We start from the raw sequence: 26,152 nt of genomic DNA, 5'->3' as shown, positions 1-26,152 counted from the left end.
CTTGTTGTTCTTGCACTTGGGCGCCTCACAGGCTGCTACACAGATGACCGCCGTCGACCACGATCTCGGCGCCGCTCATGGCGCGGCCGGCATCGCTGGCCAGCAGCAGCAAGGCGCCATCCAGGTCCTGCGGTTGGCTGAAACGGCGGCCGGGAATGCGCATGCGCAGCTTTTCTCCGGCCTCGCTGGTGAGAAAGGCCTGGTTCAAGTCGGTCATCACATACCCCGGTGCCAGGGCGTTCACGCGAATCCCATGGCGCGCCAGTTCCAGGGCCATGGCCCGGGTCAGATGGGCCAGGCCGGCCTTGGCCGCAACGTAGGGCGCAATGGCCCCCGCCACCCGGCTGGCGAGAATCGAGGTGACATTGATCAGGCTGCCGCCCTGCCCCGCAGCGATCATCCGCCGGGCGCTTTCCTGGGCCACGGTCCAGGCGCCCTTGAGGTTGGTATCCAGCACGCGGTCCCAGTCCTGGTCGTCGCAGTCCAGCAAGGGCTGGCTGTCGCTCACCCCGGCGTTGTTCACCAACACATTCAGCGGGCCGGCAGCGTCCAGCACCCGGCACACATCCTCGCGACAGGTCACGTCGAGGGCGAAGGCACGAGCCCGGCCGCCGGCCACCTCGATCTCCTCCACCAGGGTCTGCAGCGGCTGCCGGCGCCTGGCGGTCACCACCACTTCGGCACCGGCCGCGGCCAGGGTCATGGCGAAGTGACGGCCAAGACCGCTGGAGGCCCCGGTCACCAGGGCTCGGCGCCCATCAAGGGCGAACATTCGGGCAAGCAGCGGCTGCATCAGTGGGCTCCCAGGCGCTGGTCGAGGATTTTCTTCGCCAGGCTCATGCGGTGCACTTCGCTCGGGCCGTCGTAGATACGGAACGGGCGAATGTCGCGGAAGATGCGTTCCACCACGGTCTCACCGGTCACGCCACGCCCGCCCAGCACCTGCACGCTACGATCCACCACTCGCCACAGCGCCTCGGCGCTGATCACCTTGGCCATGCTCGAATCCACATTGGCCCGCTGCCCCTGATCGAGCACCCAGGCGCAATGCCACACCGCCAGGCGTACCAGGTGCAGGTCCATCTGGTTGTCAGCCAGCATGAAACCCACGCCCTGGTGCTCGCCCAACGGCTTGCCGAAGGCGTCGCGAGTGCGCGCATAGTCGCAGGCAATATCGTGGGCGCGGCGCGCGGCCCCGAGCCAGCGCATGCAGTGCGTCAGCCGTGCCGGCGCCAGGCGCACCTGGGCATAGCGGAAGCCCTTGCCGATTTCCCCCAGCACATCGCTCGCCGGCACCCGCAGGTTGTCGAAGCGCAACTGCCCGTGGCCACCGGTGAAACAACTGTCCAGGGAGTCCAGTTGCCGCTCGTGGATGATCCCGTCGCGCTGCATGTCGGACAGGAACATGGTTGCCGTGCCGTCCTCCATGCGCGCCATGATGATGGCGAACCCGGCGCCCTGGGCCCCGGTGATCAGCCATTTGTGGCCATTGATCAGGTAGTCGTCGCCATCGCGGGTGGCAGTGGTGCGCAGCATCGAGGGATCGGAGCCCGAACCCGGGGCCGGTTCGGTCATGGCGAAACAGGAGCGCACATGCCCCTGGACCAGTGGCCTCAGCCAGCGATCCTTCTGTGCTTCGGTGGCCACCACGTCCATCAGGTGGATGTTGCCCTCGTCCGGGGCGTGGATGTTCAGGGCAACCGGGCCCAGTGGGGAATATCCGGCTTCCTCGAAGACTATAGCCTTGGCTACATGACTCAGGCCCAACCCGCCCATTTCGCGGCTGGCGTGGGGGGTCAGCAGGCCGGCAGCCCGGGCGCGGGCCAGCAGCTCCTGGCGCAGGGCGTCGCTAGGACCGTGGGCATCCTGACGGCAGTCGTTCTCGAACGGAATGACCTGTTCAGCGATGAAATCGCGGGTTTTGGCCTGCAATGCAGGCAGCTCGTCCGGCAGGGTGAAATTCATGTTTGTCCTTCTTTCTTCAGTCGGTCCGGGGAAAAGGTACGGGGCGGCGCTCAGGGCACGGCCTTGGGGTTGCTGATCGCCAGTCGGGCGACAGTCACCTGGCGCAGCGCCTTGACCAGGGCGAGCTGCTGATGCGTTGCATCGTGGCGGCCCTGGCGAATCTCTTGGGCGAGTTGCCGTCGGGTGTCGGGCAACGACGACCCAGCCCCCTCGGTCATGCCCCCCAGCAGTTCTTGTTCCTGACTGCAGACGCGGGCTTGCAGGCGACTTTCACGGTCCGCAATGGCCATGGCATTGGCGATCATCAGCGCCGGGTAGCGCAATTCAGTGGACAGCGCAGGCAGCAGTTGCTTGAGCAAGGTCTGGCGTGCGATCTCCAGAAGTTCATGAGCGTTCGGCTGGGTCATGGCGCTTCTCCGCCGGTCAGATTGAGGATGTCGAGCTCCAGTTCCGGCAACAGGCGCGCGGTCAGCGCCAGTTCGAGGGACGGTTCTTCGCCGGACAGGTGGCGCTGCCCCTGCTGCAGGGCAATCACTGCCCAGCGGAGGGTTGCCATGACCTGCCAGTAATGCAGTTGGCTGCGCTCGATGCGCAATGACGAGACCTCGTGGTACCCGCGCAGGAAATCCTCTAGCAGGCCGATACCGCCCGCCTCGAGATCCGGACGGGTGAAACGCCAGCAACGGGCGGTGAACCAGCCAAGGTCCTCGCAAGGATCGCCCCAGCCGCTGAATTCCCAGTCGAGCACCGCTTCTAGGCCCTGCTCGCTGGCCAGGTAGTTGCCCGTGCGGTAATCGCGATGCAGCAGGCACTGGTCGTTGCTGGATGGCGCGTGCAGTTCACACCAGCGCAGGCCCCACTCCAGGGCTGGGTAAGCTTCGGCCAGGGTGTCGAGGTAGCGGCGATAGGCACTGATGGTATTCAGGGCCGGTGCACGGTCCGGCATGGGCAGGAAATCCAGCGCTGCGCACGGTGGACGGATTTGATGCAGGCGCGCCAGGTTGGCCCCCAGTTGCGCCGCTAGCCGCGCCTGGCCGCGGGCGCCGGCTCCTGCGCTGAGCAGGCGTCCTGCAGCCACCCCCGAAACGAACTCCATGAGGAAGAACACCCGTCCGTGAACACTCGGGTCACGGCACAGCCAGAGCGGCCGCGGTACTTTTCCCCCGGCCTGGTGGACCACCTGCAACACGGCAAATTCCTGTTCGCGATCGAGGCTCGCCGGCAGCGCGGAAAGCGCATCGCTGCGCAGTACCCAGTGTCGGGTACCAGCCCATGGGCCGCCTTCGATCTGCAGTTCGAGCAGCCAGTTTTCCTGGATCGCGCCACCGCTCAGGCGCTTGCGGGCATCGATGACCACTCGCGTGGCGGCGGCATGCTCGCGGATGAAGTCGACCAGGCGCTGATCGTCGGTCGGGCTTGCGGGCGCGTTGCCAGTGGTGGGTCTCATAGGGGAACTGCTCATGGATCGATGGTCCCTGCCTTCAGTTTTGAATTAGCAGGTCAGCAGGAGCAATGCCTGTGCCAACTCTTCGCTGATCGCCCGCAAGCCACGCCAATCCTGGCGTCTGCTGTCTCAGTGAGAAGCGATGCAACAGCGCCGCGTTTCATACTTGAAAGAAATACTGCACTATCGAGGCATTTCATTTTTGAACAGGTCTAGTCATGCACTCCCCCACCTCCCAGGTCGTCGTGCTCATCAGCCACCTGCAACGTCCCCGGCAACGCAGCCGCCTTGCCCTGGTGGTGGCCGGGCTCGCCGCGGACTACCCCCACACCCATATCGAAGTGCTCGACACCTCGGTGTCCGAAGCATTGCAGACCGCCCGCGAGCTGGAACAGCGCGGTGACGCCGACGTGTTCGTCTGCGCCGGCGCCACCGCTGCCTACCTGCGCAAGCACCTAGCACGACCGGTGCTGTCCATGCAGGTGGGCGGCGCTGACCTGCTGCGTGCGCTGGGACACGCCCGGGAGCACTCCTCGCAAGTGGCCTTGCTCAGCTACAGCAGCATCAATCACGACCTACAGGCGATGAATGCACTGTTCACCGTGCCGGTTCACCAGGCCGCCTACAACTCCCTGGAAGAAGCCCGCCAGGCAGTCGAACAGGCCGCCCGGCTGGGCTATCTCAGCATAATAGGGTCGTCGACGGTGGTGGAGCTGGCGGAACAGGCAGGGCTGTATGGGGTGCTGTCGCTCAGTGAGGACACAGTACGCAAGGCGCTCGAGGAGGCCCTGGGCATCCTCGATAGCCAGCGCGTAGAGATCGCCAAGCGCCGCCATTTGAACGCCGTGCTGCAACACATTCCCACTGGCGTGGCGGCGGTCGATAACCAGGGCCTGGTGCAATCCCTGAATCCGGCCCTGGCGCACCTGCTGGAGCTGCCAGCCAGTGCAGCCCTGGGCCGGCCACTGCAGCAGCTGTGCCCGGAGCTGGACTTGCAACAGGCATTGCTGGATGGCAGCGGCGAAGAAAACCGGGTGATCCGGCTCGGCTCCCATGCGGTGGTTAGCAATTTGCTGCCGATCCTCGAAAACGGCGAGCGTACTGGCCTGGTCTTGACCTGCCAGGACATCACCGCCGTACAGCGGGCGGACCAGCGCATCCGCTCCACCCGCCGCCCGGGTGCATTCACCGCCCGCTACCGGCTTGAGCAACTCAGCGGCAACAGCCGCTCCAGCCGCGAACTGCTGCAGATGGCCAAGCGTTTCGCCGCCAGCCACTCGACCATCCTGATCACCGGCGAAAGCGGCACCGGCAAGGAGTTGTTGGCCCAGGGCATCCATAACGAGAGCCCTCGCCAGCAGGGGCCCTTCGTCGGCATCAACTGCGCGGCGTTTCCCGAGTCGCTATTGGAAAGCGAACTGTTCGGCTACGAGGAAGGCGCCTTCAGCGGCTCGCGCAAGGGCGGCAAGCCCGGACTGCTCGAAACGGCCCACCGCGGCACGCTGTTTCTCGATGAAATCGGCGATATGCCCGTATCGTTGCAAACCCGCCTACTGCGAGTGCTGCAGGAGCGAGAGGTGCTGCGCCTGGGTGGCACCGAGCCGACTTCCATCGATGTACGGATCATCGCAGCAACTCACCAGGACCTGCACGCCGCCATGAATGATGGAGATTTTCGCAGCGACCTGTATTACCGGCTTAACATCCTACGGCTGCAGACCACCCCGCTGCGCGAGCGACCAGAGGATATTGCCCTGATCTGCCGGGGCATTAGCCAGCGCCTGCTGGTCCAGGGCCAGCCGCCGGGGGCAGCTGAGATACCGGCCGCCCTGCTGCCGTACCTGACCCGCTATGCCTGGCCAGGCAACGTCCGGGAACTGGAGAACGTGATCGAGAGGGCGATGCTCTCGGCCCGCGAACTGCTAAGCGAGCAGGGGCTGGATGAGTATTACCTGATCCGCGTGCTGCCCGAACTGTGCGAAGGCTCCCCTCTGCCACAGGTACGGAAAAAGTCGCCACGGGATACGGATCTGCACCGCGTTGGTAAGGCCGCGCAATTACGTCACGTACAAGAGACGCTTGAAAGCTGTCAGGGCAACCTCGACGAAGCGGCACATCGCCTGGGCATCAGCCGGACCACATTGTGGCGCCGACTGCGCTCCGAGCGTTGAATACATAATAAGCATACACAAGGCAGCCCTTTTACTCCGCACTCTTCAACTGTATCGCGCTGAAACAGCAGTGCACGCGAGCAGCAGCTTCGCCAAATGCTTGTCAGCGCCGCTCGGATCTTTGCGTTGCTTAAGTTGTTCCAGCCTACCCATTGCTACGGCATTTTTTGATTGTCACTTCCCCAACCTTCGGCATGGCCGATCGCCAGGTTTTCTCGGTTTCTCTTGGTATTGATCGCCAATGCCAAGCGCTCGGAAAATGCGGTCCGACCCAGCAGATCATCTTGCTGTGGCGTGATCGGTCGGTTATCGACGAACTGTAAATTGTCGTTCGTCGTTGACTGCCTCCCTGCATAGCCTGCTCAACCTACACGAAGTAACGTACCCGCAACGAGCCTATCAAGGGTGCTGACGCCGTTTGTTGTACAGGGTTTCCGCAGCAGCACTAATTGCGCCTTCTGATTCTCCGCGCACGCACAGTGTGTCAAGGCAGTTTCGCTGCGTTTCTGCCGGCTTATCTTGGTCCAGTCGATCTTGCAGCGCGTAGAACTGATCGCCAGCCTGCACTGCAGCGAGGCGTGCCTGGTCCAGTTGGTCAGATAGCATCAGCGTTTGTGCCAAGTAGGCCTTTACTCTCGTCCCGGGCCTTATCAATCTCACGATACATCCTTTCTTCGACATCTGGGTGTAGCGCTGCTGCTCGCTACGCACATGCTCGGACTGTGCAAGGCTTCCCTGCCACTGCTGACGAACCTAGATAAATTGTGCATGCGCCTCGTCACGTTACGCCGGCAGACCGCAGCGCTGCCTGCACAGGTCGTCGATTTGCACCTGATATTGAGTCAGCAAGTGTTCCAGATTGGCCAGGCGGGCATCTAGTGCGCCTAGCGCCGCCTCACGCTCTTATGTCAGTACTTGGCGCTGACCGGCTAACGCCTGCTCCGTGACGCTCTGGGCCAGGGTGACGGCCTGCTGCTAGATGGTCAAAAAGGCCTGCGCCACCTCCCTCGGCAGATCGGGCAGCCGTGTCTCACCACGCAAGCGCCCGGCCAACTGTTGCCATCATTGATCCAGCAACGCACCAACCCGCGCCGGACTACCCCGTCCGAGCTGCAAGTGCACCCGCTCCACCGTCGACCGCTAGCCGCGAGCCAATACAGCATCCGCGGGGGCAAACACGTCAGTTCCGGCACCCTACTGCCATGGCCCGTCTCCAGCTATATTAGATCTGATAAGCAAAGGTTATCCGAATCTATTGCAACGTTGAGCAAGAAGACATTGACAGAACCGATACCGATGCCCTCCTCCTCGCCTTTAGTGCTGGCGGAACTGGCCGCCAGCACTCGTGCTGCCGCAGACGCATTCATCGCCGCCGGTACTGCGGCCAACACCGTGCGCAGCTATCAGAGCGCCCTAGCCTATTGGTCCGCCTGGCTGCAACTGCGTTACCGGCGCGCACTCGGTGATGGCGCCTTGCCGCCGGAGGTGGCGGTGCAGTTCATTGTCGACCACCTTGCCCGACCCGACGGCGCGGGTGGCTGGAGCCACCTGCTGCCAGCGAACCTTGATGCCGCGCTGGTCGCCGCTGGCGCCAAGGGAAAACCAGGCCCGTTAGCGTTCAGCACGGTCAGCCACCGCCTGGCCGTCCTGGCCAAGTGGCATCACCTGCAACAATGGGAAAACCCGGCAGAAAGTCAGGTCGTGAAAACCCTGTTGCGTGAAGCCCGTAAGGCCCAGGCTCGCCACGGCGTCTCGGTTCGCAAGAAAACCGCTGTGGTGTTGGAACCGCTGCAGGCGATGCTCGCTACCTGTACCGATGGTATTCGCGGCCTCCGGGACCGTGCTCTGTTGCTGTTGGCGTGGAGTGGCGGCGGACGCAGACGCTCAGAAGTGGTTGGCCTGCAGGTTCAGGACCTCCGTCGCTTGGACTCAGACACCTGGCTGTATACGTTGGGGGCGACGAAGACCGACACGGGCGGCGAGCGGCGGGAAAAGCCCTTGCAAGGGCCTGCGGCCCACGCGCTGCAGGTGTGGCTGGAGGCGGCCCCTGCGCAGACCGGCCCTTTGTTCCGTCGGCTGTACAGAGGCGGTCGGGTGGCCAGCACTGGACTGTCAGGCGATCAGGTGGCGCGTATCGTCAAGCGTCGGGCGCAATTGGCCGGGCTTGAAGGGGATTGGGCAGCGCACAGCCTGCGCTCGGGCTTTGTCACCGAGGCCGGACGTCAAGGAGTGCCCTTGGGAGAGGTGATGGCGATGACTGAGCACCGCAGTATCACTACGGTGATGGGCTATTTTCAAGCCGGGTCGCTATTGGGCAGCCGTGCCGGCCAGTTGCTATCGATGGAGACGTCCAATGAGCGCGCCAAATAATCCTTAGCCTGCAGCGGAACTACCCTAGCGCACAGACACGCCAGCGCCGGACTTTGAATGGTCGGGTCGCTCCACTCAGTGGATGACCAGCACGGTTTGGAGCGCCCCACTCCACTAATCATCCTCGATGTAACTATCGCATCAGCCTCCGGTACGCTAAGTCGAAGTTTAAAAAAGCCATCCAGCAGAGACCGCTTGAAGCGGTTCTAGCCCAATTTATAGCAAACTATATCCTTTGAAATCAGCAACCCCGTGCGTATGACGATCTAGAAACAAATCGGATAAAGTTTATTTAAGCACGATCTATCAACCCTAAAGGCCTTCCATCGAATACCCCTTCACGCTTGTAGCGATCCTCCTGCAACTGTAGATGCCGATCTAACACAGGAAACCTTGAGCGCGGCACATAGCCAAGATAATCATGTAATACACCGTATCCAATTCTATCCAACTGAGGAAATGCTGCAGCCTGAAGTAGGTTTCTTGGCAGTATGGAATTAACATTCATTACTTCATAGGATTGAACAAACTCTAAAAATCTAGATTCGGGAATGATCCCGAGTAGCGTACTGGCAATTACCATTCCGCCGATTCTGCTAGAGGAATCCGCAGTCGCTGCGCCCACAGAGAAACTTTCCAACAAGGAGTTTGGCGCGGCAAATTGAATCCCACGCCTAGCCTGGAAATGTATCCTGGCGGAGCCACCGTGGGTTCCTTTAAAAGGTGCTTGTAGTAATATGCAGGTTAGCCTGCTCAATAGGCTACTCAAGTCGTAATGATCTTCTGCTGTCCCATTTTCTGCAGCCTTGGCGATCCTGCTCAACGTGCTAGCTCGTAGGCGAGCAAAGAAGATATCAGCGCTGGAGATACGATTTGCATTACTCTTACAATGTTGAACAAAAGCATCCCACGCTTTTGAGTAGCGCAATGGAGCAACGAGGCTGTCCAACTGCTTGCGATGGACGAAACAGTCGGATGCAAACTCATAACACCAACTCTTTCTCCAGATTGGCAAGCGACCCTCAGATACATCTTGGCGCAAACATTCAACGCAAAATAAGCGGCGAAAGTTCCACTCTACAAAACGCTTCCCTTGCGGGCCGAAAACTATTTCTAATATCAGGGAGTTCGTTTCATATCCTGCCTCTCGCAGTTTTTTTTCGGCAGTGACAAAGTCAATGTCGGCATCAGCGGTCTTCAATTCAATCCCCACCCACCAAGCTTCTGGACGGCCCTCCAATCTGAGTCGTTTGCCTACCCTAGAACGTCTATTGACAGAGCATCGAAAAAGCCAAGAAGTAAGAGTCTCATCAAAGACTGGCTTTGGCAGGCCTTTAAATTTCACTTCTAGTAACCCCAAGGGCTCATTGCTGCGCGCTTAAGTAAATCCTCATTGATTTGCTCAACTTCCATTTTTATTGCATAGCACGCGGCGCCCCGTATCACATCCAATGTTTTATCCATTCGCCCATTCGCCAAAAACAATAAAAGTCTCACCATTTTCTCAGAGTAAAGATTCGACGGCCGCTTTAAAGGGAGTGATTCCTCAATCTCAAATAAAAATGATCGAAATGCTTCACTCTCAACCCAGTCAGAAAGTTCGACTTCATGAAACCTTCTTTTAAATTCTTCGTTCGACCTTAACGCATTTCTAGCAATCACCGTTCCAAAGCAAAACAACTTTAAACCATACTCTGAGCCTACTAACTTTTTCAAAATGGACATGCTTGTCCTCTGTTCCTGTTTAGGGCGAAGTAGCACGTCATGAAATTCATCAATAACCACACCCCAGACCCCCCTCAATTTGATCACTTCGCGCATCTCGTTAGGGATATCTGTCCCGCTTTGTGGTCTCGCGCTTGAACTAGGAGGAAGCTCGAGAGCCATAGCTAACGCCGACCTCAAGGTCTTCTTGATATTAATCTCCGGAGATTCCGCCATAGATATAAATAACAGCTTTTCACTGTTCTTTACATGCTTGTAAATTTGCGAAATTATTGCTGTTTTCCCTGAACCACCCGGGCCTACTACCAATAAGGCAGGAGCAGTCATCCTTGCGGGAACATCGGCTATATTATTCATCATGCGAAACACAGCCTCGCTGGAATTATTATCTACCCACAGCTCTTTATATATGGCCGCAATCCTTTCCTCATAAGTGGCGGATAAAAGGTACTGCAGGTCAGCCCTGACATGATCTGAGCACATGCTAATTCTCCGGCGTGAATCTTCTGGGTCGCACTGAATAATCAGGCGGAGGATTCTTGTCATCAACTTTCCTTTCCTGAGTAGTTGTCTCCTCAGAAAGGTATGACTCACGATAAATTTGTTCGGCTGCTAAACGGCGGCGTTCCTGCCTTGTCAGCCTTGCGCTCTCTTTCTCAATTTTTTGCTTTTCTCTATAGGCTTTTCTTCCTGCATCACTATCAATAGCGCCTGCCCGAATAGGTTTTCGATAGAGTTTACTAGCCCTATACTCTTCGTACGTTAATGCTTGAATCGTAAGGTCCGACAAGCGTATAGGACAAAATTCACCATTTAGCTTTACCCAGACTTCATTAAGGTTGAATGGATCATATTTAACTACTGCATGCTGCGCACCAACGAAAGGAGCAAGGATAGGGTCCCAATACTTATACCCATGAAGGCTTATACCGTCAGGACGAATTTTCCTAAGCTCTTCAGGCATAAAATAAAGTTTTAGTCTGTCTAGTTGATCAACTTTTGGTGGGTATGGTACGCCTCCGCCAGGCGCATAGAAATTGTTCCATGCTTGCCTCGGGCTTTCACCAAGTTCGGAGTGAACTGTCGAGTGGTAAACAACAACCTCTCGCGCAAACCATCTAACGAATTCGGAGAAAGTCATAGTTGCGTTCTTTTCACTATCAACCCCCCTGCGCGCAACAGCGTTAGACATGGTTGTACCTTTGAGCAGATGCACTTTAGTTGTCATGAAAGTTCCAATAAGACGCTCAATATGCCCCCCATAATGCTTACGCCCTATTGGCCTGTACTCAGGATGGATGCCGAAAGACGTGCACCCAGACTTCAGCTTTGGCGAAGTAAACTCTGAAGCGTTATCCATATGCAATACTTCAGGAACACCGTAAAAAAAATAATCAGCCGGATCCAGGCCCAACTTTATTGCAAACTCTTTTTTTGGCAAGATACTGTGACTTAATGCGCATGCAACAGACACAGAGGATGGAGTATGGAGGCTCAAATAGTAGCCGAGGATAACTCTAGTTTTCAAATCGACAATGGCAGTCCACCAAGGGCGCCCTATTATGTTCACACGATCATCGGCCAGCAATATAACATCTACTAACGTATGATCCATCTGAACCCATTGCAGGGGCCTTGAAATAAACTTCTTCCCAGGTCGACTTGAGTACTTTTGCGATGCAGCATCTTTACCCCTTTTTAGCTTAAATTGCTCCTTCTCTGACACTAAAATTTTTACGCGCCGAAGCACGGTATCTTTACATGGAGAGATTAGGTTTTTTTCTTTGCAGGTAGTGTCAACCTCAACCCATACCTTACTAAAGCTCGCGAAACCATTTTTGAATATTCTTTTGGTAGCATCGGAGATAATCGTCTCCATATCTTCAGTTAGGCGCGTTATCCCTTTCTTTCTGCCTCTCCGCCTAAGAGCCATGCTTAACGGCCCCAGATTCTCATCATAAAGCTTAGCCAATCGGAAAAAATAACTTCTTGATAACCCTAGCGCTTTACCACCCTCAGCGGTGGTTAACTCTCCCCTTCGCCACTTCTGTATCACATCGTAGCGCTCAGCAAAAACCAGCAACTGCTCCGATGTATAATCATTCGCGTCGCGACTTACGTTATTATCATAATTTTCCTTTCTAATTCGCTCAATATCACAGCCTGCCACCATTAATGCGGCACCAGTGGAAACGATCTGCACTCTTATATTTTTTTCGCTAAATACTTGCTGTATCTTAGCAAGCTTGCCTTTAGCGACTACAAGCTCGCCCTCAATCAGATCATTAGTCATGATAATAATCCGAGCATGCAAGTTATTTGTATCTATATGTCAAGTGAGAAAATTCCGCCTACAATTAGAAGTTATTGATAACTAGCTAATAGGTAATTTAAAAACATGCTCTGAAATGGCGACTCTAGTGAGTTTAAAAAGTAGACCATACTCCGCCGTGCCTCAAGGTTTTGTCTACTTTTCAAGCCTTCGGAGCCCTAACTCACTGATTTTAAGAAACTTTATTTTCTATCTTTTTTCATCAGTCGTCACAGTGGCCGCCATTTGTCCATGGAAACTTTTTCGAAGACCTGAAGATACAGGTCAACGCAAAAGTCGCTTTTCAACGGCCGGCGAATGGTGATGAAGCTCGGCTCAAGCACGTCCTCACCATTCCACATATCCTGCGAGGTTTGCTTAGGCCCTTCCGATGCTACTGGAGCGTCCACTGATGGACGGGGAAATGGATCTTATTCTCACTGACGGCCCGATTGAGCACCCATTGCTAGCTAGCCGCCTGGCATTCCGTGAGCGCTTATTGCTAGTCACTCCAACTAAGCTTTCGGCACCTTCAACGGAGGAGTTGGAGCATCTTGAGCTTTACGTATTTGGCCACACTTGCCATTACCGCCGTCAGGTCGACCATTGGTTAGAGACCTGCGATATCAAGCCGCGGGTGGTTCTGGAAATCGAGTCATACCCCACGCAGCGGAACTCCCCTCTTCTTCTCCGCCAGATATCCCGCAACGACCAGGTTACAAAAGACTTAAATGCCTAGAAAAAGAGCTTATAAATTCCAAACACCCCAAGCGCCAACAAAAAGTAAAAAGCATACTGAACACTTTTCTGCGTGACCCTTCTGCTGAGCACAATCAATTCATCGAAAAAAAATGAGGTGAAATCATTTATATCTATATCCATTTCAACCCCTGCTTCCTCAAAAATAGCCAAAGCTTCAGCATATTTAATTCGAGCAATTTTTGCGGTTAGCTCATTGCGATCATCTATTTTTACACGGTCTTCAGCAAAACACTGCCATGCCATCATTCGTGCAGCCTTCTCGCCTTCCGAATCGAGTAGGCCAATAGAAAAGACTCTTTCATTTGCCTCTTTATTAACCTTTGAAAAACCATACAACTCAAGATTTCTCATAAACCTCCCAGGACTTTATAAATTAAATTAAAAAATTCGCACCAATTCCCCTCTGAAGTTCGGGGAACTGCAATTCATGAAAACAAGCTAGTACTCATAAGAAATGACCCTCTAAAGTTAATAATATTAAACGCCATCCCCCATAACAACCACGGAGACGCCATTCCCATGAGGGAAAAACAGATAAATATAGCTATAAGCCAAGCACAAAAGCACTTCGTCCGCCGCCACCACGTCGATCGCTTGGCAAGTAGTGAAACTTTAAGATCACCGGTATGTTTACGACCTGCTCTCATAAACTGTCCCCAAATCATGGATAACCCAAGTTTTCCATCAACACCTTCCCGCCGGCCGCCCCTGACTGAGGAGGGCCGGGCAACTGATGAAAAGCATTAAAAGTTAATTAATGGTGCAAGAAATTCAACTATCACAGTTGGCCTGGAATTAAATTAGCGCTTGCGCTTACGAAACTTAGAGCGCGCCCAATCTTTAATTTGCTCCCAATATTCTTTCCCCAGTAGCGCTATCGCAATAAGAAATAGAACTTCGCCAACCACCACCAGAACCGACATGACGGCAATCTTATTCGATATCTCGAGGAAGGGAATGATAGGGAATGCCAACCAATAAAGTAGGACCAGCCCGAGTAAACCGAAACCGGCTTTCTTTTTAAAGCTGACTTTTTCACTGCTGAGGATAGTGGGTAGTTTGCGCAGCCAACTCTGTAGATCATCAATGATGGTGTAGACGGCTGGAATTACCAGCAGGCTCAGTACTGTGGAGGTAATCAAACCACCAATGACGGCGACCGCCATTGGGCTGCGGAAGCTCGGGTCGGCACTGCCCAGGCCCAAGGCTACCGGTAGCATGCCTGCCCCCATAGCAAGAGTGGTCATGATGACCGGGCGCGCCCTTTTGTGGCAGGCGTCGATCAACGCCTCGGTACGTCCCATGGGCTGCTCTGTCGCCACTCCATCCGGGCCGGGATGGCCGCGGCGAGCCTCGATTGCATAATCCACCAACAGAATGGAGTTCTTGGTAGCGATCCCCATCAACATCACCAATCCGATGAGCGAGGACAGCGAGAACGCCTGACCTGCCAGCAACAATCCGACGAAGGCACCGCCTAACGACAAGGGAAGCGCTGCAAGGATGGTGACGGGCTGAAAAAAGTCCTTGAACAGCAGTACCAGGACTACATAGATCGCCAATACGCCGCTGAACATGGCTACGCCGAAACCGGTGAACAACTCGCGCATCATTTCTTCGTCGCCCTGCGTCACCTGGTGGACGCCGCCAGGCAAATTGCGGATCGAAGGCAACGTTGCCACCTGAGCGGTTAGGTCACCCAGCGGCATCCCGGAGAGTTCAACATCGATGATGACACTGCGGGCACGATTGATTCGGCTCAAGCGTGCCGGACCGCCATTCTGCTCAAGTTGCACCACCTGGTTGAGCAGCACCGGTCCCTTGGCTCCCCTAACCGTCAAGCGTTCCAGGAGACGCATATCCTCCCGCACATCTCGCGATAACTTGACCACGATAGGTATCTGGCGTTGTTCCAGATTGAGCTTGGCCAGCAATTGGTCATAGTCACCGACAGTCGCCACCCGCAACGTATCGGCGATAGCAGTCCCTGTAACCCCTAGCTCGGCGGCTTTGGCGAAGTCCGGCCGCAAGATGATTTCATTACGGACCAGACCCGTATTGGAGGAGATGTTGCCCAGGCCGGGAAGGTTTCGCAGGTCCTGCTGTACTGCATCTGCTGCCTCAGCCAGCAACCTAGGATCGTCGCCTGCTAGCACCAGTTGGTACTTCTCACCCGAATTGCCGAATCCCACCTTGCTGCGCACGCCGGCCAGCTCGGCCATCTGTGTACGGATCTGGGCCTCAATTACATTTTTCTTCGGCCGTTCCTTACGCGGGTCGAGCAGCACGGTAAGCATGGCGACACGCATTTCGGGCTTGCTTTCCTCGCCTGAGGTACTTCCCGCAGAGCCACCACCGATGGTGGTGAAGATGCGCTGCACGTGGGGCAACGATTCCAGGCGACGACGCGCATCTTCGGCCTTCGCCTGGGTCTGAGCCAGCGTGGCACCAGGAGGCAGCTCCAAAGTGACTTGGGTTTGAGAGTTGTCATCGGGAGGGAAGAACCCTTGGGGCAACAGTGGAATCAACATCAGCGAGCCGACGAAAAAACCACCCGCCATGAACAGGGTGATCCAACGATGGCCCAAAGCCCATTGGCTTATGCGCAAGTAAGCTGGCATCCAGAATGGGTCGCGCTGGGGCCTTGAATGAGCCTTCATCAGATAGGCTGCCATCATCGGGGTCAGCAGGCGCGCCACCACCAGAGACGCGAATACTGCCAAAGCCGCTGTCCAGCCAAACTGCTTGAAGAACCTGCCGGCGATACCGTCCATGAAAGCCGTTGGCAGAAACACCGCTATCAGCGCGAAAGTTGTGGCTACCACAGCCAAGCCGATCTCCGAGGCTGCGTCCTTGGCCGCTTGCAGCGGTGTCTTGCCCAAGGTTATGTGGCGTTCAATGTTCTCCACTTCAACAATGGCGTCGTCCACCAGCAGTCCGATTACCAGCGACAGAGCTAGCAGGGTCACTGCGTTCAACGAGAACCCCATCATGTCCATAACGATGAATGCCGGCAGTACGGATAATGGTAAGGCTGCAGCTGAAATCAGGGTGGCGCGAACATCCCGCAGAAACAAGAACACGATGAGGATCGCCAGAAGCGCGCCTTCGTAAAGTATGCTCATGGAGGCATCGAACTCATCCTGCGCAGTCTGGACGAAGTCGAAGACCTGAGTGATCTGCAGGTCGGGCCGTTCACGACGCAATTGCGCTATTGCTTGCTGCACCCCGTCGCCTACTTCTACCTCGCCAGCCCCCTTGGCTCGAGCGATCTCGAAGCCGACCACAGGCTTACCGTCGAGCAAGGCCAGGGAGTTACGCTCGGCAACGGTATCCTTGATGCTTGCCACCTCCCCGAGCCGAAAATGCTGCCCACCCGGAGCCGACAGTTCCACCGCTGTCAGCTCATCAGCACTTTTGACTCGCGCCATGAGACGCAACGGCTGTTTGCTATGACCCAGATCGACCAAACCGCCCGTAGCGTCGGTTTGTACATTGCGCAGTTGCTGCGAAATTTCGGCCGCTGTGACACCGATCGCTTCCAGCTTCAATGGATCAAGCTCAACCTGGATTTCACGGCTCAACCCACCAACGCGGGTCACCGAGCCCACTCCCCTGATCCCTCTCAAGTTTCGCGACAGGGTGTTGTCCACATACCAGGACAGCTCGCTTTCATCCATATTGCTAGAGCTGATAGAAAACGCCAGGATCGGACTACCGATGATGTTCAGCTTGCTAACGATTGGATCGCGCAGGTCTGTCGGCAGGTCCGCGCGTACACGCTGCACGGCCGAACGTACATCGTCCACGGCTTCCTGCACGGGTTTTTCAAGGCGGAACTCGGCGGAAATCGACACCATGCCATCTTGGATGGTGCTACGTAGATTTTTCAGACCTTGCACGGAAGAAATCGAGTCTTCCAACTTACGTGCGACCTCAGTTTCCAACTGCGGTGGCGCCGCGCCCGGGAGTGCCGCCGATACCGAGACGGTCGGCAGATCCATATCCGGAAAGTTCTGTACCTTCATTCCATGGAAGGCGTAAAGACCAGCAATACTCAATATCAGGAACAGCAGAATAGAAGGAATGGGACTGCGGATAGACCAGGTCGAAAGATTCATGTCGGGGCTCTCAATGCTGGTCAGGGTTGGCAGGTGAACTGGCTAGCCGAACTCTGTCACCGTTGTTCAGAAAGGCCCCGCCGCTGGCGACGATACGCTCGGCTCCTTTAAGACCTGAAAGGACTTCCTGTTGGTCGCCGAAGATGCGTCCAACGCTAACCTTCAGTGCAGAGACCTGCATGTCCTTGCTCACTACAAATACCAAGTGAAAACCATCACGAGCCACCACAGCGGACTGCGGCACCATCATCGCTCGTTGTATCCCCGTCATCAGTTCACCGCTGACATACGCCCCAGGTGGGATAAAGCCCTCCTCCCCTGCTTTCGCGCTGTCGATGTCCACATAAACCATCCCCCGACGTGAGCTTGGATCGATAGTCGGAGCAACAAGACGTACCACACCGCTCCACGTGCTGCCGCCAGGCGAGGTGATCATGGCTTTTTGGCCTGGGCGAATCTGCTCTAATTGTTGCGCAGCCAATTCCGCTCTCCATTCGAGGCGGCCCTGGCGAATCAAGCGGAACATTTCATTACCCTGGGCTGGTACCGAACCGATGGTTGCTGAGCGCGCAGCCACGATTCCATCGTCAGGAGCACGCAGTACCGTCTGGCTCAAGCGCAGTTTCTGCAACGCCAGCTGGGCCCGAGCGGTTTCCAGGCGGGCCTGGGTAGTCTGTTCCTGGGTCAATAGTTGTTGAATACGTTGCGCGCTTAGGTTGCCGGAATCCTCCAAGTTACGAGCCCGCTGGCCATCCGCGCGTGCTTCTCCTGCCGCCGCGCTAGCCTCATGCAAGGCCGCCTCTGCCAGCATTCGATCGTTCTCCACCGTATCGCGAGCAAACCTTGCCAGGGGTTGCCCCTTTCGCACTCGGTCTCCGACTTGGACCAAGACTTCCTCTACGCGCAAGCCGTTGATCTCTGGGCCAATAATTGCCTCTTGCCACGCAGCAACTGAACCGTTGGCGCTGATCACATTGCTCACCGGTTGCAAGGTCGGGGTGGCAAGGCTGACTGTCAGTGCGGGCTTACTGGCCTCCGCAACCGCTGGTAGTTCTGTAGGCCCGCAGGCTGTCATGAACAGAGGAAGAGTCAGCGCCAGTGCAATGACATAGAAAGGCGAAGGTCGCATGCGGGCCTCGGTGTTCAAGGGTGTTGGTTGGGTCATGGTTTAGATTCAGTATTCATAGATGAGCGGTCGAAGCCCCCGCCAACAGCGCGGTAGAGGGTTGTCCAGGCACGTCGACCTTCCAGATCCAAGGCCAACGAATCCTGCTCGGCCGCGCGCGCCTTGCGCCGGAGCTCCTCCAGCTCGAACGGACTGAGCATTCCTTCCTGTAGCAAGCGCTCGCTCGACTGCAGACGAATAGCCGCTTGTTCAGCAGCGACGCGGCTGTAGCACAAGCGCTGGTCGGCACTGTCGAGTTGCACTAAGGCTTCTTCGATTTCGCGTACTGCAAGGCGAACCCGTGCGTGGTACGCACTGATCGAGGCATTGAGATCTTCCTCGGCGGCCCGCTGGTCAGCAGCCCGACGTCCGGCATCGAATATCGGAAGATTTAGCGCCAGGGGTCCGAAGGTCCAGCTAGTGGCATTGCGAACGCTGACGTCTCCAGCATCGATACTGCTGCGCCCGACGAAACCCTCCAGGCTCAAACGAGGTAAGCGGTTGGCTTGCGCTTGCATGACCCTTGCCTGAGCTTGTATGACATCCAGCTCGGCCACATAGACGTCGGGACGCTGGCTCAGGGCCTGGGCTGGTATTGCCGACACGCTGAATGAGGCTAATGACAGAGGGCGTTGCCAGGCTGGTTGCAACAGTTGTCGGAGACTAGGTTCGCTTTGTCCGGTCAAGGCTACTAGTCCCTTGATCTGTAGCTCACAAGTAGCTTGTTGCTTCTGCAACTGCCCCATCACCTGCGCTGCGTTATATCGCTCTGCTGCCAGATCCCCATCTGCAGCCATGCCAGCTTGCAAAGAACGCAGCATCATCTGAACCGAGCGCTCATAAGACTTCGCGTCCCGGTTATAGAGTTCGGACTGACGCTGACAAATACGTGACGCGTAATAAAGGTCGGCTACTTCTGCCGCAACCAAAATGCGGGCGTCATGCCATTGTGCATCGGCGCTTTCTCGTCCCGCTCGACCACCGCTTAGTTGCGAACCATTAAGTTTGGCCAAGTCCAGCGCCCAACTGACTTGAACCCCTGTTTGAGTTTGAGTGTAGGCACCATTAGCGAGTGGAGAATAGGACTTATTACGCGACATGGTTGCTGTTAATTCTGGCAGCAAAGATGATAGATCCTGCACCTGTGATGCCTTCGCCCGTTCTATTCGTGCTAATGCACTTGCGATATTGGGGCTGACTTGATTAGCGGCCTCAATTAGCGTCACAAGCTCCGGCTCATTTTGCGATTTCCACCAATTCTTCAACTCAGTTGCCCGCCGTGAATCAGGCATTGGCGCTTCCCATTGCGCCGGCACTTTGGGATCGGCTGATAGTTGCTCCACATGTTTGGTTGCACAACTACATAAGAGCAAGGTAGTACTGATAAAAGAAAAAAAGAGTGCTAGCCGGTGGGGGCGTTTAAACAACCGAATTGGATTCACCGTTGAATTGGCAGTTGACTGCATGAGCAGGCTTCCCCTGTAGGGCGCGAACTGTCACTCGCTAATTGAGTGACATGTTGAGTAAAGAGAATTTTCATAGAAATAAACCGCGGGCAGGTTAGATACTCCGGATGCTGTAGATTTTCCCGGTAGGCAATACATTTCCTCATAAAAAACTTTCCAATCCCGCTTGGATATCGGTGCTTAGTATTTCTATCGAATTCAAGAATGGAGAGAAGCAATCGCTGTGTTCACCACGTTTTCCTGAGAGATCAGAAGGCCCACTGGACGGGGTTGATTTAGCGTCCGAGATGCCCGAACAGAGGGAGGATCTCAGTGGGCTCCTGCGTAAGACTCTCGGCATGTGAAGTCCATAGGTAACTGTCGACGAGATCGTCGCCCAATATCTGCAAGTCTTTTTCATGGACGTTTCGGGCATGGGAAGCTTCGTTTGAGAATCCATCTTCTTGCTCCCCCCTAGCGAGGCATTGCTTTTCGAGGACTCCGCCGCGATCTCGGTAGCCTGGACCTTGATCACTGCTCTATCGGTGCTATTTACATGTGGAGAAAAGTCATTTACAGCTTCCTCCGAGTGCGCCACCTGCGAATGACTACAGGCGCTCATCAGCAAAACGCCGACAATCAACAGCAGAAGCTCAATAGGCCAATTCGAAACTTTCAAAAAATAAACGGAGTACTCCGTCTCATTATCTCTTAAAAAAAAGCCCATCGATGAAGGGCGTTTTAAAACGGTTCTATTCACCATGATCCAAACCTGCGTTGAAATTCAGGAACAAATAGATAGGTTCTTACAAAATCGCCGAGTGCCGCAGCAGCGTGGTCAGTATTGGCGGCCAAGCCCAAATTCATTTCCAGCCACAGACCGCTGAGTAATGAAAACAAGAGCCCCGCCGCTCCTTGTGGAGAAAGACCCGGGCGAACCCAGCCCTCACGTTGACCATTGGCTAGAAGCTCAATCAGCTGTTTACGCATCTGCTGGTCTACTTCAATGAGACGTGTCTGGTCATGACCACGCGTTACCTCCAACCAGCTATCCAGGCTGAGATCAAGATCTCCAGGGCACAATTCCTGCGCCAGTTTCTCTGCGCTGATGCTAGCTAAGTGGTGCAACCCGTCCTTACTGAATAATTGTTGAGCCTGAGAAAGGTAGCGTTCGCACTCAATTGCGATAATGGCGTCAATAATCTCTCGTTTGTCGGAGAAATAACGAAAGACCGCTCCGGCACTCATGCCCGCCTGCTGGCAGATGTCTTCGGTACGGGCGCCATGGAATCCCTTCTCCTTGAAGACGCGGGTAGCTGCCAACAGGATCTGTTCGCGGCGTTGCTCATGCAATTGTTCGTTGCGGGTGCGGGCCATAGCTGGTGTGACTCAATAAACGGACTGAATGGTCGCATAATTATCCATGGCAGCTGCAATGTCAACCGGCTCACCAACGGCATGTCCTAGGTTTGATATTTTGGAGTGTCTAGCCTTTCGTGCTTGTGGAGCCACCTTCAGCTCCTTAGAACTCGTCTTCAGAAAGCGTGAAGGTCGCGGCGTTCCCATTTGCTACGTTGTAAAGGGTGAGTATGATCACTGCGTACAACGGGGACGCCACCTCCTTGCGCCAGCGTTTCGAGGAATGTTTGCAGCAGCCCGAGTTGCGCCTGTCCAACCGTGAAAAGAAAATCTGCACCGGCGGCACTTAAAGTACCTTCTAATGAGCCCGCCCTGCTGTTCCTTCCAGCGCCCCACTTCTGCCATTAACTTCCCGCTCTAAAGGCCCTATAAAATGACAGAGATATCGGGGACATCCGGTGTCTGCGTCAATAGCGATAACGGCCACCTTTCTTCAAGCTAAGCATGCTCTCTAGTTGCTCGGGCAGCGCTTGTTCCAGCGCCTGTTCGGTGTAACTTATTTTTCACTTTCGACTGTCATTCAGCCCTCTCTGCGGCCCACTGCTTACTGCCTGAATATAGTCGCTGTCATGGATTAAACACCCTCTCTTGTTCCATCAACTTTCCAGCGCTGCGTTTGCCGCAGCCGATGAGTGCATGACCATGGAAGAGCTAAGTTATTTGAAGAAAGTCGAATCCAACGCACGCACCTATGCCGCCAATTTCCAGCGCCTGTTCGTCAGCGGCAACGGGGTGTGGCTCAGGGATGCGCAAGGCAAGGAATACCTCGACTGCCTGGCCAACGCCGGTACCCTGGCGCTGGGCCATAACCCGCCGGAAGTCAAGGACGCGGTGCTGGAGTTCCTGGGCTCCGACCAGTTGCAGCAAGCACTGGACCTCTCCACTCCGGCCAAACATGCCTTTGTGCAGGAGCTGTTTTCACAACTGCCGGCAGGCATGCGCGATACCAGCAAGATCCTGTTCTGCGGCCCCAGCGGCTCGGATGCGGTGGAAGCGGCGATCAAGCTGGCGCGCCACTACACCAAACGTGCGGCATTGATGGCGTTTCACGGTGGCTATCACGGCATGACGGCTGGCGCCCTCTCGGCCATGGGCAACCTCAACCCCAAGGGCATCCCCAGCGTTACTGCACAAAACACCCATTTCCTGCCATTTCCGTACCGCTTCCGCTGCCCGTTCGGTACCGACGGCGAGCAAACCGATCAACTGTCGCTCGAGTACATCCGCACCGTGCTGTCGGACCCTGAAGGTGGCGTCACCCGCCCGGCCGCCGTGCTCGTCGAAGTGGTGCAAGGCGAAGGCGGCTGCATTCCTGCCTCGAACGCCTGGCTGCGCGGGCTGCGCGAGATCACCCATGAGCTGGGTATCGTGCTGATCATCGACGAAGTCCAGACCGGCCTGGGCCGCACCGGCAGCACCTTTGCCATCGAACACGCAGGGATCGTCCCCGATATTCTGGTGCTGTCCAAGGCCATCGGTGGCGGCTATCCGCTGTCGGTCATTGTCTACGCCGAACACCTCGACACCTGGGGCCCGGGCATGCACGCCGGTACCTTCCGTGGCAATCAGATCGCTATGGTCGCCGGGCGCGCAACCATGCGCCACATTCGCCAGGCGGGCCTGGTGGAACACGCCGCCGCACGCGGAGCGCAACTGCTCGCCGGCCTGCAGGACATTGCCCTGCGCCATGATGCGATTGCCGACGTGCGTGGCCGTGGCCTGATGATCGGCGTCGAGGTCACCAAGCCGCGTACGGAGAGCCGCACCGGCCTGGGCGACGGCACACTGGCCAAGGCGATCAAGCTCAACTGCTTCGACAACGGCCTCGTCATCGAGACCGGTGGGCGCCACGGTTCGGTATTGCGCTTCCTGCCCGCCCTGACCATCACCGAAGCCCAGGTTGGCAGCGTACTTGATCGTTTCGAAGACGCCATCAGCAGCGCCACCGCGCACCGTTTGCAGGTGGTCGGCTAAGCCCATGAAAACAGCAGCAGCGCCGAGCTGCTGTTGTGCCATGCCAAACCTGATGCAATGAAAAGCCCGCCAACCGACACCGGTTGGCGGGCTTTTTGGTATGCGCTTCAGTCCCGGGCAAGCGACTCGATCGGATCCAGCCGCGCAGCATTACGCGCAGGTACAAACCCGAAGATGATGCCGATCAGGCTGGAGCACACGAAGGCGGTGATAATCGATTCCAGCGAAAACACCATCTGCCATTCCGTGATCACCAGGGAGAACACGAACCCGATACCAAACGACAACGCAATCCCGATCACCCCGCCAATCAGACAAACCATCACCGCCTCCACCAGAAACTGTTGGCGAATGTCCGACTGCCGCGCCCCGACCGCCATGCGAATACCGATTTCGCGTGTACGCTCGGTCACCGACACCAGCATGATGTTCATCACCCCGATGCCACCCACCACCAGTGAGATCAGCGCAATCAACGACAGCAGCAATGCCAGCGACTGGCTGGTTTTCTGCACGGTTTGCATGATGCTATCGAGGTTGTAGGTGAAAAAGTCCTTGGTCCCGTGGCGCTGTTGCAACAGCTTGACCACGTTATCCTCCACCACCTTGCTCGGCTGGCCATCCTTGATCCGCACCGTGATGCTGTCCAGGTAGCGTTGACCCAACAGGCGCCCGGCGGCGGTTTCGTAAGGCACCCAGACGTTGAGTGCCTTGCTGGTGTTGAAGATATTCTTATTGTCCGCCGCCACCCCAATCACCGTGCACGGCAGGTTGCCCACCAAAATGATCTGGCCCAGCGCCTCGACGTCCGGGCCGAACAGGCGATTACGGGTGTTGTGGTCAATCACCACCACTTGGGCCTGGTGGGTGTCGTCGTCCTGGCTGAAGGTGATGCCTTCGGCGATCTTGATCCCGCGGACCTGGAACGAGCTGGCACTCACGCCATTCACCGTGGCGTTCACATCGATATTGCCAAAGCGCAACAGCAGGTTGCGTCCGGCGTTAGGGGTGGCGCTGTCGATGTAATGCAACTCGCTGAGGGCGGTCACATCGGACAACACCAGGGTTTCAATCGCCGACGCATGGCTGTCGCCAAAGTCGGTGCCCGGGTAGATGTCGATGGTGTTGCTGCCGATCGCCTGAATATCATTCAAGACATAGCGCTTGGCGCCCTCCCCGATGGCCACGATCGACACCACCGACGTGATGCCGATCACGATGCCGAGCATGGTTAACAAGGTTCGCATGCGGTGGGAAATCAGCGCGACCCAGGCCATCACGAAGGCTTCCTTGAACAACCCCAGGCTCGCCACCAGACGCCGCCCCGGCGTAGCCCGGCCCTGGGTGGGAACCGGGGCCTCGACCTCCGGTGCGGCGCGCTCGTTGAGGCGATCGCTGAGCACTTCGCCGTCGCGCATCTCGATGATGCGCTCGGCGTGGGCCGCAACCTTGGCGTCGTGGGTCACGATAATCACGGTATGCCCCGCCGCATGCAGCTCCAGCAGGATGTTCATCACTTCCTTGCCGCTGGCGGTATCGAGGGCGCCGGTCGGCTCATCCGCGAGGATCACCTCGCCACCGTTCATCAACGCCCGGGCGATACTCACCCGCTGCTGCTGCCCACCGGACAACTGGCTCGGCCGGTTGACCAAGTGATTGGCCAGGCCCAGCCGGGCCAGCAGTTCCTTGGCGCGGCTATGGCGCTGGCCTTCCGGCACGCCGGCATAAATCGCCGGCATCTCGACGTTATGCATGGCGCTCAAGTGCGGCAGCAAATGATAACGCTGGAAGATAAAACCAAAATGGTCGCGGCGCAGTTCCGCCAGCTCCTGGTCCGCCAGGTCACGGGTTTCGCGACCGCTGATGGTGTAGCTGCCGTCAGTGGCGTAGTCCAGGCAACCGAGAATGTTCATCAGGGTCGACTTGCCTGAGCCCGACGCCCCGGTGATCGCCACCATTTCCCCGGTGTTGATGGTGAGGCTGACATTCTTGAGTGCCATGAAGGCTTTTTCACCGGCCATAAAGCTGCGGCTGATGCCTTTGAGTTCCAACAATGCTTGGGTCATTGTCAGCTCCCCGCCACGGCCGGCGTCGGATCACCGATGACGACCTGGTCGCCCTCCACCAGGCCATCCTTGATCTGGGCCTTGACCTTGTTGTTGATCCCCACCTGCACGTTGCGCTCCTGAGCGTGGCCGGTCTCATCCACCACCCGCACTACGTACGAACCGTCGTCATTGCGCTTGCCCAGGGCCGCAACCGGCATCATCAGGACATCCTTGGCGGTGTCGCGCACGATGCGCACCTGGGCGGTCATCGAGATGCGCAGGCGATGATCAGGGTTTGGCACATCAAACAGGGCGTTGTAGAACACCGCGGTGTTCTGTTTGGTCGTGCCGGCGGCCTGGGTGTCCAGGTAGTTCTGCGGCGCCGGTTCAGTGCCGCGTAGTTTGCCGTAGTAGCGTTTATCGGACTCGCCAAGGATGGTGAAGTACACCTCCTGGCCTGGCTGGATGTGAATCACATCGGCTTCCGAGACCTGGGCCTTGATGGTCATGGTGTCCAGGTCCGCCAATTTCAGCAGCACCGGCGCCAGCTGCTCGGCGATCACGGTCTGGCCTTCCTGGGTGACGATGCCCACCACGTCACCGTCCATCGGTGCAACGATACGCGTATAGCCGAGGTTGACTTTGGCGGTGTCGATCTGGATTCGGGCATTTTTCAGCTGCGCATCCAGGGCTACCAGGTTGGCGCTCTGCACCAGGTAATTGGATTCGGCGGTCTCGAAATCCTGGCGGGAGATGGCCGCGTCCGATTGCAGGCGGTTGTAACGCTCCCACACCGATTTGGTCTGGACCACTTGTGCTGCCGTGGCTTTGCGTTGTGCTTCGAGGTTTTCCTCGTTGACCTGCGCCTGGCGCAGGGCGTTCTGCAGCACCAGCGGATCGATTTCCGCCAGCCATTGGCCCTTCTTGACCTTGTCGCCGAGCTTGACCTTCAGCGATTTCAATTGACCGGAGACCTGGGCGCCGACGTCGACCTGTTTGATCCCCTGCAAGATCCCGGTGGCAAGCACCGAGTTCTCGATCTCGCCCCGCTCGACCCTGGCGGTCAAATACTGGGGTGGCTCAGCCGGTGACTGCACCGAATAGACAATCAGGCCGGCAACAACGGTCAGGCCTACGCCCCAGACAACCTTGCGAAACTTCGACTTTTCCATAGATGACCACTAATACGTTGAAAGGTAGACCCGGCCACTGGCCGGGCTTGCGCTAAGTTG

Annotated in this window: 17 protein-coding genes and 1 pseudogene; 4 read left to right on the top strand and 14 right to left on the bottom strand. The window is 56.7% G+C overall.

Annotated elements, in window-relative coordinates:
* Window positions 1–25 precede the first annotated feature (25 nt).
* The 4 genes from I9018_RS15840 to I9018_RS15825 are packed head-to-tail and all read right to left on the bottom strand — an operon-like array spanning window position 26 to window position 3,427.
* On the bottom strand, window positions 26–793 hold the full coding sequence (locus I9018_RS15840; protein ID WP_241110061.1) for an SDR family oxidoreductase: 768 nt from the start codon (window positions 791–793) through the stop codon (window positions 26–28).
* Window positions 793–1,965, bottom strand: a complete 1,173-nt coding sequence (locus I9018_RS15835; protein ID WP_241110060.1) for an acyl-CoA dehydrogenase family protein — start codon at window positions 1,963–1,965, stop codon at window positions 793–795. Before I9018_RS15835 ends, I9018_RS15840 begins: the two co-directional genes overlap by 1 nt.
* Before the next feature lie 50 nt (window positions 1,966–2,015).
* Window positions 2,016–2,372 (bottom strand): DUF6285 domain-containing protein, encoded by a 357-nt coding sequence (locus I9018_RS15830; protein ID WP_241110059.1) that lies wholly within the window; start codon window positions 2,370–2,372, stop codon window positions 2,016–2,018.
* Window positions 2,369–3,427 (bottom strand): phosphotransferase family protein, encoded by a 1,059-nt coding sequence (locus I9018_RS15825; protein WP_241110058.1) that lies wholly within the window; start codon window positions 3,425–3,427, stop codon window positions 2,369–2,371. The genes I9018_RS15830 and I9018_RS15825 overlap by 4 nt, the downstream gene beginning before the upstream one ends.
* A gap of 200 nt (window positions 3,428–3,627) precedes the next feature.
* On the opposite strand from I9018_RS15825, the gene I9018_RS15820 reads away from it, so the two are divergent.
* Window positions 3,628–5,580 carry a sigma-54-dependent Fis family transcriptional regulator gene (locus I9018_RS15820; RefSeq protein ID WP_241110057.1) on the top strand — a complete coding sequence of 651 codons (1,953 nt, stop codon included), beginning with the start codon at window positions 3,628–3,630 and terminating at the stop codon, window positions 5,578–5,580.
* A gap of 1,296 nt (window positions 5,581–6,876) precedes the next feature.
* Complete coding sequence (locus I9018_RS15815; protein ID WP_103326310.1) at window positions 6,877–7,950, top strand: site-specific integrase; 1,074 nt, start codon at window positions 6,877–6,879, stop codon at window positions 7,948–7,950.
* A 292-nt stretch (window positions 7,951–8,242) separates the two neighbouring features.
* Here I9018_RS15815 and I9018_RS15810 read toward each other — a convergent pair whose 3' ends face one another.
* The 3 genes from I9018_RS15810 to I9018_RS15800 are packed head-to-tail and all read right to left on the bottom strand — an operon-like array spanning window position 8,243 to window position 11,968.
* On the bottom strand, window positions 8,243–9,295 hold the full coding sequence (locus I9018_RS15810) for a TniQ family protein (RefSeq protein WP_346780108.1): 1,053 nt from the start codon (window positions 9,293–9,295) through the stop codon (window positions 8,243–8,245).
* A gap of 2 nt (window positions 9,296–9,297) precedes the next feature.
* Window positions 9,298–10,158 (bottom strand): TniB family NTP-binding protein, encoded by an 861-nt coding sequence (locus tag I9018_RS15805; RefSeq protein ID WP_241110055.1) that lies wholly within the window; start codon window positions 10,156–10,158, stop codon window positions 9,298–9,300.
* A 1-nt stretch (window position 10,159) separates the two neighbouring features.
* Entirely contained in the window at window positions 10,160–11,968 is a 1,809-nt protein-coding gene (locus tag I9018_RS15800) for a Mu transposase C-terminal domain-containing protein (protein ID WP_241110054.1), read from the bottom strand.
* Window positions 11,969–12,377: 409 nt separating this feature from the next.
* On the opposite strand from I9018_RS15800, the pseudogene I9018_RS15795 reads away from it, so the two are divergent.
* Window positions 12,378–12,653 (top strand): annotated as a pseudogene (locus tag I9018_RS15795) (LysR substrate-binding domain-containing protein); the annotation flags it as partial.
* A 68-nt stretch (window positions 12,654–12,721) separates the two neighbouring features.
* Here the strand turns inward: I9018_RS15795 and I9018_RS15790 are convergent.
* The 5 genes from I9018_RS15790 to I9018_RS15770 all read right to left on the bottom strand — a co-directional run bounded on the left by I9018_RS15790 (window position 12,722) and on the right by I9018_RS15770 (window position 20,856).
* A complete protein-coding gene (locus tag I9018_RS15790; RefSeq protein ID WP_241110053.1) occupies window positions 12,722–13,099 on the bottom strand; it encodes a hypothetical protein in 378 nt (125 codons plus the stop codon).
* Window positions 13,100–13,548: 449 nt separating this feature from the next.
* Window positions 13,549–16,869 carry an efflux RND transporter permease subunit gene (locus I9018_RS15785; protein ID WP_241110052.1) on the bottom strand — a complete coding sequence of 1,107 codons (3,321 nt, stop codon included), beginning with the start codon at window positions 16,867–16,869 and terminating at the stop codon, window positions 13,549–13,551.
* 10 nt (window positions 16,870–16,879) lie between these two features.
* Window positions 16,880–17,998, bottom strand: coding sequence for an efflux RND transporter periplasmic adaptor subunit (locus I9018_RS15780; protein ID WP_218188659.1), 1,119 nt, complete (start codon window positions 17,996–17,998; stop codon window positions 16,880–16,882).
* Window positions 17,999–18,030: 32 nt separating this feature from the next.
* Window positions 18,031–19,500: an efflux transporter outer membrane subunit gene (locus tag I9018_RS15775; RefSeq protein WP_241110051.1), complete on the bottom strand. Its 1,470-nt coding sequence runs from the start codon at window positions 19,498–19,500 to the stop codon at window positions 18,031–18,033.
* A gap of 735 nt (window positions 19,501–20,235) precedes the next feature.
* On the bottom strand, window positions 20,236–20,856 hold the full coding sequence (locus I9018_RS15770; protein ID WP_124347630.1) for a TetR/AcrR family transcriptional regulator: 621 nt from the start codon (window positions 20,854–20,856) through the stop codon (window positions 20,236–20,238).
* A 684-nt stretch (window positions 20,857–21,540) separates the two neighbouring features.
* Here I9018_RS15770 and I9018_RS15765 point away from each other — a divergent pair.
* Window positions 21,541–22,872, top strand: coding sequence for a diaminobutyrate--2-oxoglutarate transaminase family protein (locus I9018_RS15765; RefSeq protein WP_068588129.1), 1,332 nt, complete (start codon window positions 21,541–21,543; stop codon window positions 22,870–22,872).
* A gap of 107 nt (window positions 22,873–22,979) precedes the next feature.
* On the opposite strand, the gene I9018_RS15760 is transcribed toward I9018_RS15765, so the two are convergent.
* Both I9018_RS15760 and macA read right to left on the bottom strand, forming a co-directional pair.
* A complete protein-coding gene (locus tag I9018_RS15760; RefSeq protein WP_068588126.1) occupies window positions 22,980–24,938 on the bottom strand; it encodes a MacB family efflux pump subunit in 1,959 nt (652 codons plus the stop codon).
* Between the two features lie 2 nt (window positions 24,939–24,940).
* On the bottom strand, window positions 24,941–26,092 hold the full coding sequence (gene macA, locus I9018_RS15755) for a macrolide transporter subunit MacA (RefSeq protein WP_124347620.1): 1,152 nt from the start codon (window positions 26,090–26,092) through the stop codon (window positions 24,941–24,943).
* Window positions 26,093–26,152 lie beyond the last annotated feature (60 nt).

This window comes from Pseudomonas sp. MPFS (assembly GCF_022537035.1).
Classification (GTDB): Bacteria; Pseudomonadota; Gammaproteobacteria; order Pseudomonadales; family Pseudomonadaceae; genus Aquipseudomonas; species Aquipseudomonas sessilinigenes.
Note: the sequence above shows the minus strand (reverse complement) of the source record. Positions and strands in the feature narration are given on the sequence as shown.